6 protein-coding genes and 2 pseudogenes are annotated in these 8,903 nt (G+C 57.8%); 4 read left to right on the top strand and 4 right to left on the bottom strand.

Annotation, left to right across the window (positions count from 1 at the left end; all coding sequences use genetic code 11):
• The 4 genes and pseudogenes from D3H35_RS03370 to D3H35_RS03355 form a co-directional block, all read right to left on the bottom strand.
• Positions 1 to 902, bottom strand: a 902-nt coding sequence (locus D3H35_RS03370; protein ID WP_147355731.1) for an LUD domain-containing protein, incomplete at its 3' end; no start/stop codon positions are given.
• On the bottom strand, positions 899 to 1,627 hold the full coding sequence (locus D3H35_RS03365; protein WP_119147767.1) for a (Fe-S)-binding protein: 729 nt from the start codon (positions 1,625 to 1,627) through the stop codon (positions 899 to 901). The genes D3H35_RS03370 and D3H35_RS03365, both read right to left, overlap by 4 nt.
• 436 nt (positions 1,628 to 2,063) lie before the next feature.
• Positions 2,064 to 2,827 (bottom strand): annotated as a pseudogene (locus tag D3H35_RS03360) (DeoR/GlpR family DNA-binding transcription regulator).
• Between the two features lie 34 nt (positions 2,828 to 2,861).
• A pseudogene (locus tag D3H35_RS03355) lies at positions 2,862 to 4,399 on the bottom strand (rhamnulokinase).
• A gap of 85 nt (positions 4,400 to 4,484) precedes the next feature.
• Between D3H35_RS03355 and D3H35_RS03350 the strand changes: the two are divergent.
• The 4 genes from D3H35_RS03350 to D3H35_RS03335 all read left to right on the top strand — a co-directional run.
• Positions 4,485 to 6,026 (top strand): rhamnulokinase, encoded by a 1,542-nt coding sequence (locus tag D3H35_RS03350; RefSeq protein WP_119147769.1) that lies wholly within the window; start codon positions 4,485 to 4,487, stop codon positions 6,024 to 6,026.
• Positions 6,027 to 6,060: 34 nt separating this feature from the next.
• Positions 6,061 to 6,825 carry a DeoR/GlpR family DNA-binding transcription regulator gene (locus D3H35_RS03345; protein WP_119147768.1) on the top strand — a complete coding sequence of 255 codons (765 nt, stop codon included), beginning with the start codon at positions 6,061 to 6,063 and terminating at the stop codon, positions 6,823 to 6,825.
• Between the two features lie 437 nt (positions 6,826 to 7,262).
• Positions 7,263 to 7,991, top strand: a complete 729-nt coding sequence (locus D3H35_RS03340) for a (Fe-S)-binding protein (protein WP_119147767.1) — start codon at positions 7,263 to 7,265, stop codon at positions 7,989 to 7,991.
• Positions 7,988 to 8,903: LUD domain-containing protein (locus tag D3H35_RS03335; RefSeq protein WP_147355730.1), on the top strand; the 916-nt coding region annotated here is incomplete at its 3' end. The genes D3H35_RS03340 and D3H35_RS03335, both read left to right, overlap by 4 nt.

Genomic DNA, 8,903 nt, shown 5'->3' with positions numbered 1-8,903 from the left:
AGAGACCGTCCGTTATCGACGATGATGATGTGCATTTCTTCCGGACCGTCGGCGTCTTCTTGTCGGCGAGGGCCGGTTATGCCCGACATGTAGACGGTCAGCTTTTGACCGGTCGCGGAACGGGGCAGCAGCGTAGCCATCACTTCGAGATCCGTCCAGGACGGAATGATGCGCTCCATGCCCATCAGCGTAATTTGCGTTTTGGGCACCGTCGTCACCATGCGCGCGTTGCCTTCATTCTCGAACAGCACCATCGAGCCGGTCTCCGCGATCGCGAAATTGCAGCCGGTCATGCCGATATCCGCTTCAAGGAACTTCTCGCGAAGCTTCTTGCGCACGAAGCCGGCCAAAATTTGCGTATCCGGAGCAAGCGTCTCGCCCGCTTCCTTGGACAGCAGGTCGGCGATCTGGTAACGGTTCTTATGAATGGCCGGAATGATAATGTGCGACGGCGTCTCGCCCGCCAGCTGTATAATGTACTCTCCGAGGTCAGTCTCGATCGCTTCCACGCCGATCTCCTCAAGCGCATGATTGAGATGCAGCTCCTCGGTAACCATCGATTTTGATTTTACGACCGTTTTGCCCTCTTTGCGCTTCGCTATTTCGAGTGCGATGGCGACAGCTTCCGCAGACGTATCGGCAAAATGAACGTGAACGCCGTTCGCCCGCGCGTTATCGGCAAAAAGATTCAAATAATAGTCGAGGTGGGCAATCGTATGAAGCCGAATTTGACGTCCGCGCTCCCGCCATTCGTCCCAGTTGCCGTGCTCCTCGCTGGCGTTCTTTTTCCCGTTGCGCAATCTTTCCGTCGTGAATTTGACCGCCTTGCGCAAAAATTCGTCGTTCAGCGCCAGCTCCGACCGTTCCTTGACCGTTCCCGGCACGGTTCCCGTTCCGCTCATGCTCGCGACACCCCTTCCTCCAGCAGCTCGGCGAGATGCATGACCCGCACCGGCGCGTTGCGGTAACGCAAATTGCCCGCGATGTTCATTAGGCACGCCATATCGAGACCGACGAGCACCTCCGCCTCCGTCTCCAGCACATGATCGCCTTTTTCCGTTACCATCGCCCCGGAAATATCGGCCATCTTGACTGCGAACGTGCCGCCGAATCCGCAGCAATCCTCGGCAAAAGGCAGCGGAACGAGCTCAAGGCCGCGCACGCTTCCCATCAATTGCATCGGTTCGTCCTTCACTCCCAGCAGTCGGCTGCCGTGGCAGGACGGGTGGTACGTTACTTTATGCGGAAAAACGGCGCCAACGTCGGTTAAGCCGAGAACTTGCACGAGAAATTGAGTAAACTCGAACGATTTGCGTTGAAGCGCTTCCGCTTTGGGCAGCCACACCGGATCGTTCTCGAACAGCTTCGGATAGTGGTGAATCATCCCCGTGCACGATCCCGACGGCGAAATGACAAAATCGCTGTCCTCAAACGCTTCCAAAATCGTGCGGGCAGTCGCGCGAGCTTCTTCCCAATACCCGCTGTTGAAAGCGGGCTGGCCGCAGCAGGTCTGTACGGTCGGGAATTCCAGACGAATACCGTGCCGGGCTAACAGCCGCACCATCGACTCTCCCACTCTAGGGTAAATCGCGTCGCTTAAGCAAGTAATAAACAGCGAAACTTTCATCGGTTCGCTCTCCTTCTCATGGCTTCGACAATCTCGGACGGCGACTCAATTGATGTAACAAGTTTTCTCACACAGCTAATTATCAGGTTGTCAGACAAATTTGGCAAGAAAAATTCCACTTCCGTGTCCATCTCCCCGCGTCCCGCTGGGAAAGTATTATTACTGCAAAGGTACAGCTAATCGAACTGCGGAGTTTCGCCATATAGATCCAACTGCAGAAAGTACAGTTAGTTTTAGTCAATTCCGGGCTTGACGCCAAAATCGACCCAAATAACTGTACCTTTTGCAGGTAACATCTAAAATTGCCGACTTTTCAAGAAAATAAATGTATGTTTTACAGTTGACCCTTGGGCTCGGCGCATTGAGACGCCCCGTTGGGCGATGGGCTCGACTTGAGAGCCGGGCTCGGCGCGCTCAATTACGGAACGATGCTCGCTCAGACGACCGTAACGGGCAAGCCCCGTTCCGTCAGTCGAGCCAGCGCCGCGTCCGGGAGCCGCTTATCGGTGATGATCGCGTCGATATCGCCGATCTCGGCGACGTGCGTGAACGCCTGAACGCCGAATTTGCTCGAATCGGCGAGGAGCACGACTTCGTCGGCCATGCCGATCATCCGATGCTTGATCCGCGCCTGCAGCTCGTTCGACTCGCTGACGCCCCGATCCAGATGGACGCCCTTGCAGGAGAAGAACAGCTTGTCGACGTGGTATGCATCCAGCGACCTCTCCGCGAGCGGGCCGACGAAAGAGAGCGAGCGCTGGGCGAGAATGCCTCCTGTCGAGATGACCTCGATTTTTTCCTTGGAGGCAAGCTCCGTCGCCACCTTGATCGAGTTCGTCAGCACCGTCAGCGGAATGTCGGGAACGATGCGAGCCATGTACCAGGCGGTCGTACTCGCATCGAGCAAAATCCGATCCTTCGGCCGGATCCGCTTGACCGCTTCCTCGGCGATCCGCTGCTTCTCTTCGGCGTAAGCGATTTCCCGCTGCGCGTAAGGGATTTCGGACTGAAGCTGCTGGTCCTTCACGCTGACCGCTCCGCCGTGGGACCTGCGAAGCCGTCCGTCCGCTTCGAGCCGGTCCAAATCCCGGCGGATCGTCTCCTCCGTCACGTCGCACAGCTCGCTTAGCTCCGACACCCGGATGCTGCCCGTTCGTTCACGAGCCGAACTATTTTCTCGTACCGTTCCGCAACCAGCATAGCCGTCCTCTTTTCCGATCGTCCGATTTATTGGTTAAAAAGCCGCTTCGAGCCTAGTCGCCCGCAAAAAACGTCCGTAAGCGTCTTCCCACATTTCCGAAGCTTCGGGCTCATAGACCGTCACCGGGAACGAATCGCGAATCGTTCGGCGCGCTTCCCAAATGTCGAAAACTCCCCTTGTGCGATCCATTGCACGATCAGATTGCCGATCGCGCTTCCTTCGTCCGGCCCTGCCCATACGGGCTTCCCGATCGCGTTCGCCGTCCACCGGCAAAGCAGCGTATTGTGAATGCCGCCGCCTACCATGTGCAGTCCGTCGAAACGCTGTCCCGACAACGTCTCGGTCAAGCCGAGCGCATAACGGTATTTTAACGCAAGACTTTCCAAAATGCACCGCACGATCGCACCCGGACCGTCCGGCGCCCGCTGTCCGGTTCTGTCGCAATACTGCCGGATTCGCGAAGGCATGTCGCCCGGAGGCAGGAACAGGTCGTCGTCGGGATCGATGAACGCCGCGAACGGAGCCGCTTCTCCCGCCATCTTCACAAGCTCGGGGAACGAGTACAACAGTCCCGCGCGCTCCCATTCCCGCCGGCATTCGTTCAAAATCCACAGTCCCATGATGTTCTTGAGCAGTCGGTAAGTGCCGTACGCGCCGCCTTCGTTCGTGAAGTTGAACCGCTGCGTCCGTTCGTCGATGACGGGACTATCGACTTCCGTTCCGATCAAAGACCACGTGCCGCAGCTGAGATACGCGAACGATCGGTTAAGCGCGGGAACCGCGGCTACCGCGGATCCCGTATCGTGCTCGGCGACAGCCAATACCGGGATAGCGTCAACTCCCAGCTCCTCCATGACGGAGGCGCTCAGCGTTCCGACCACCGAGCCTGGCTGTGCGACATGGCCGAACCATGAAGGCTTCGCCCCAATACGGCGAATAAGCTCTGCATCCCAGCCTCCCGCGGCCCGGTTGCCCTTGTCCCAACCGCCCGCTGCCCCATTGTCCTTATGCCGACCGCCCGATATCGGGTTGTACAGCTGCGTCGTCGTCGCGTTCGTGAACTCGTTGTGCTTCTCGCCCGTCAAGAAATACCGCAGCAGGTCGGGGATCATCAAAAAATGCTCGGCCTGCTCAAGAATGGGGTTGCCTGCCTTGGCCATCGCATACAGCTGGAAAATCGAATTAAACTGCAAAAACTGAATGCCTGTTCGCCCGAACACTTCGGATGCCGGAATTTCCGCGAACAGCTTATTCATCACGCCGTCGGTGTGAGCGTCCCGGTAATGATACGGATTGCCCAGAAGCTCGCCGCCCCGGCCCAAAAAACCGAAATCGACGGCCCAGCTATCGATCGCCAGGCTGCGAAGCTTCTCGCCCTTATGCTTCGCTTTGAGCAGCCCTTGCTTAAGCTCGTGCAGCAGCCTTAGGATGTCCCAGTGCAGACGGCCCGCCGCCCGCACGGATCGTTGGAAAACCGGTGCAGCTCTTCCGTCGCGATCCGGTTGTCCGTCAATCGGCCGAGCATCGCCTGCGCTGCTTGCGCCCAAATCGTAAGCGAGAATAGTCGTCATCGGCTGGCCGAGGTTAAAAAATACGAGCTTATGCGCTGCTGAAGCGCAGCAGCGCGTAAGCTCGTAGACGGAGGGAGGCCAGCCGATGACGACTATTCTCGCTTACGATTTGGGCGCAAGCAGCGGCAGGGCGATGCTCGGCCGATTGACGGACAACCGGATCGCGACGGAAGAGCTGCACCGGTTTTCCAACGATCCCGTGCGGGCGGCGGGCCGTCTGCACTGGGACATCCTAAGGCTGCTGCACGAGCTTAAGCAAGGGCTGCTCAAAGCGAAGCATAAGGGCGAGAAGCTTCGCAGCCTGGCGATCGATAGCTGGGCCGTCGATTTCGGTTTTTTGGGCCGGGGCGGCGAGCTTCTGGGCAATCCGTATCATTACCGGGACGCTCACACCGACGGCGTGATGAATAAGCTGTTCGCGGAAATTCCGGCATCCGAAGTGTTCGGGCGAACAGGCATTCAGTTTTTGCAGTTTAATTCGATTTTCCAGCTGTATGCGATGGCCAAGGCAGGCAACCCCATTCTTGAGCAGGCCGAGCATTTTTTGATGATCCCCGACCTGCTGCGGTATTTCTTGACGGGCGAGAAGCACAACGAGTTCACGAACGCGACGACGACGCAGCTGTACAACCCGATATCGGGCGGTCGGCATAAGGACAATGGGGCAGCGGGCGGTTGGGACAAGGGCAACCGGGCCGCGGGAGGCTGGGATGCAGAGCTTATTCGCCGTATTGGGGCGAAGCCTTCATGGTTCGGCCATGTCGCACAGCCAGGCTCGGTGGTCGGAACGCTGAGCGCCTCCGTCATGGAGGAGCTGGGAGTTGACGCTATCCCGGTATTGGCTGTCGCCGAGCACGATACGGGATCCGCGGTAGCCGCGGTTCCCGCGCTTAACCGATCGTTCGCGTATCTCAGCTGCGGCACGTGGTCTTTGATCGGAACGGAAGTCGATAGTCCCGTCATCGACGAACGGACGCAGCGGTTCAACTTCACGAACGAAGGCGGCGCGTACGGCACTTACCGACTGCTCAAGAACATCATGGGACTGTGGATTTTGAACGAATGCCGGCGGGAATGGGAGCGCGCGGGACTGTTGTACTCGTTCCCCGAGCTTGTGAAGATGGCGGGAGAAGCGGCTCCGTTCGCGGCGTTCATCGATCCCGACGACGACCTGTTCCTGCCTCCGGGCGACATGCCTTCGCGAATCCGGCAGTATTGCGACAGAACCGGACAGCGGGCGCCGGACGGTCCGGGTGCGATCGTGCGGTGCATTTTGGAAAGTCTTGCGTTAAAATACCGTTATGCGCTCGGCTTGACCGAGACGTTGTCGGGACAGCGTTTCGACGGACTGCACATGGTAGGCGGCGGCATTCACAATACGCTGCTTTGCCGGTGGACGGCGAACGCGATCGGGAAGCCCGTATGGGCAGGGCCGGACGAAGGAAGCGCGATCGGCAATCTGATCGTGCAATGGATCGCACAAGGGGAGTTTTCCGACATTTGGGAAGCGCGCCGAACGATTCGCGATTCGTTCCCGGTGACGGTCTATGAGCCCGAAGCTTCGGAAATGTGGGAAGACGCTTACGGACGTTTTTTGCGGGCGACTAGGCTCGAAGCGGCTTTTTAACCAATAAATCGGACGATCGGAAAAGAGGACGGCTATGCTGGTTGCGGAACGGTACGAGAAAATAGTTCGGCTCGTGAACGAACGGGGCAGCATCCGGGTGTCGGAGCTAAGCGAGCTGTGCGACGTGACGGAGGAGACGATCCGCCGGGATTTGGACCGGCTCGAAGCGGACGGACGGCTTCGCAGGTCCCACGGCGGAGCGGTCAGCGTGAAGGACCAGCAGCTTCAGTCCGAAATCCCTTACGCGCAGCGGGAAATCGCTTACGCCGAAGAGAAGCAGCGGATCGCCGAGGAAGCGGTCAAGCGGATCCGGCCGAAGGATCGGATTTTGCTCGATGCGAGTACGACCGCCTGGTACATGGCTCGCATCGTTCCCGACATTCCGCTGACGGTGCTGACGAACTCGATCAAGGTGGCGACGGAGCTTGCCTCCAAGGAAAAAATCGAGGTCATCTCGACAGGAGGCATTCTCGCCCAGCGCTCGCTCTCTTTCGTCGGCCCGCTCGCGGAGAGGTCGCTGGATGCATACCACGTCGACAAGCTGTTCTTCTCCTGCAAGGGCGTCCATCTGGATCGGGGCGTCAGCGAGTCGAACGAGCTGCAGGCGCGGATCAAGCATCGGATGATCGGCATGGCCGACGAAGTCGTGCTCCTCGCCGATTCGAGCAAATTCGGCGTTCAGGCGTTCACGCACGTCGCCGAGATCGGCGATATCGACGCGATCATCACCGATAAGCGGCTCCCGGACGCGGCGCTGGCTCGACTGACGGAACGGGGCTTGCCCGTTACGGTCGTCTGAGCGAGCATCGTTCCGTAATTGAGCGCGCCGAGCCCGGCTCTCAAGTCGAGCCCATCGCCCAACGGGGCGTCTCAATGCGCCGAGCCCAAGGGTCAACTGTAAAACATACATTTATTTTCTTGAAAAGTCGGCAATTTTAGATGTTACCTGCAAAAGGTACAGTTATTTGGGTCGATTTTGGCGTCAAGCCCGGAATTGACTAAAACTAACTGTACTTTCTGCAGTTGGATCTATATGGCGAAACTCCGCAGTTCGATTAGCTGTACCTTTTGCAGTAATAATACTTTCCCAGCGGGACGCGGGGAGATGGACACGGAAGTGGAATTTTTCTTGCCAAATTTGTCTGACAACCTGATAATTAGCTGTGTGAGAAAACTTGTTACATCAATTGAGTCGCCGTCCGAGATTGTCGAAGCCATGAGAAGGAGAGCGAACCGATGAAAGTTTCGCTGTTTATTACTTGCTTAAGCGACGCGATTTACCCTAGAGTGGGAGAGTCGATGGTGCGGCTGTTAGCCCGGCACGGTATTCGTCTGGAATTCCCGACCGTACAGACCTGCTGCGGCCAGCCCGCTTTCAACAGCGGGTATTGGGAAGAAGCTCGCGCGACTGCCCGCACGATTTTGGAAGCGTTTGAGGACAGCGATTTTGTCATTTCGCCGTCGGGATCGTGCACGGGGATGATTCACCACTATCCGAAGCTGTTCGAGAACGATCCGGTGTGGCTGCCCAAAGCGGAAGCGCTTCAACGCAAATCGTTCGAGTTTACTCAATTTCTCGTGCAAGTTCTCGGCTTAACCGACGTTGGCGCCGTTTTTCCGCATAAAGTAACGTACCACCCGTCCTGCCACGGCAGCCGACTGCTGGGAGTGAAGGACGAACCGATGCAATTGATGGGAAGCGTGCGCGGCCTTGAGCTCGTTCCGCTGCCTTTTGCCGAGGATTGCTGCGGATTCGGCGGCACGTTCGCAGTCAAGATGGCCGATATTTCCGGGGCGATGGTAACGGAAAAAGGCGATCATGTGCTGGAGACGGAGGCGGAGGTGCTCGTCGGTCTCGATATGGCGTGCCTAATGAACATCGCGGGCAATTTGCGTTACCGCAACGCGCCGGTGCGGGTCATGCATCTCGCCGAGCTGCTGGAGGAAGGGGTGTCGCGAGCATGAGCGGAACGGGAACCGTGCCGGGAACGGTCAAGGAACGGTCGGAGCTGGCGCTGAACGACGAATTTTTGCGCAAGGCGGTCAAATTCACGACGGAAAGATTGCGCAACGGGAAAAAGAACGCCAGCGAGGAGCACGGCAACTGGGACGAATGGCGGGAGCGCGGACGTCAAATTCGGCTTCATACGATTGCCCACCTCGACTATTATTTGAATCTTTTTGCCGATAACGCGCGGGCGAACGGCGTTCACGTTCATTTTGCCGATACGTCTGCGGAAGCTGTCGCCATCGCACTCGAAATAGCGAAGCGCAAAGAGGGCAAAACGGTCGTAAAATCAAAATCGATGGTTACCGAGGAGCTGCATCTCAATCATGCGCTTGAGGAGATCGGCGTGGAAGCGATCGAGACTGACCTCGGAGAGTACATTATACAGCTGGCGGGCGAGACGCCGTCGCACATTATCATTCCGGCCATTCATAAGAACCGTTACCAGATCGCCGACCTGCTGTCCAAGGAAGCGGGCGAGACGCTTGCTCCGGATACGCAAATTTTGGCCGGCTTCGTGCGCAAGAAGCTTCGCGAGAAGTTCCTTGAAGCGGATATCGGCATGACCGGCTGCAATTTCGCGATCGCGGAGACCGGCTCGATGGTGCTGTTCGAGAATGAAGGCAACGCGCGCATGGTGACGACGGTGCCCAAAACGCAAATTACGCTGATGGGCATGGAGCGCATCATTCCGTCCTGGACGGATCTCGAAGTGATGGCTACGCTGCTGCCCCGTTCCGCGACCGGTCAAAAGCTGACCGTCTACATGTCGGGCATAACCGGCCCTCGCCGACAAGAAGACGCCGACGGTCCGGAAGAAATGCACATCATCATCGTCGATAACGGACGGTCTCTGCAGCTCGGAGATC

Origin of the sequence: Cohnella faecalis (assembly GCF_003570905.1) — a bacterium.
Classification (GTDB): domain Bacteria; phylum Bacillota; class Bacilli; order Paenibacillales; family Paenibacillaceae; genus Cohnella; species Cohnella faecalis.
The sequence above is the reverse complement of the archived record's forward strand: the minus strand, read 5'-3'. Positions and strand labels throughout refer to the sequence as shown.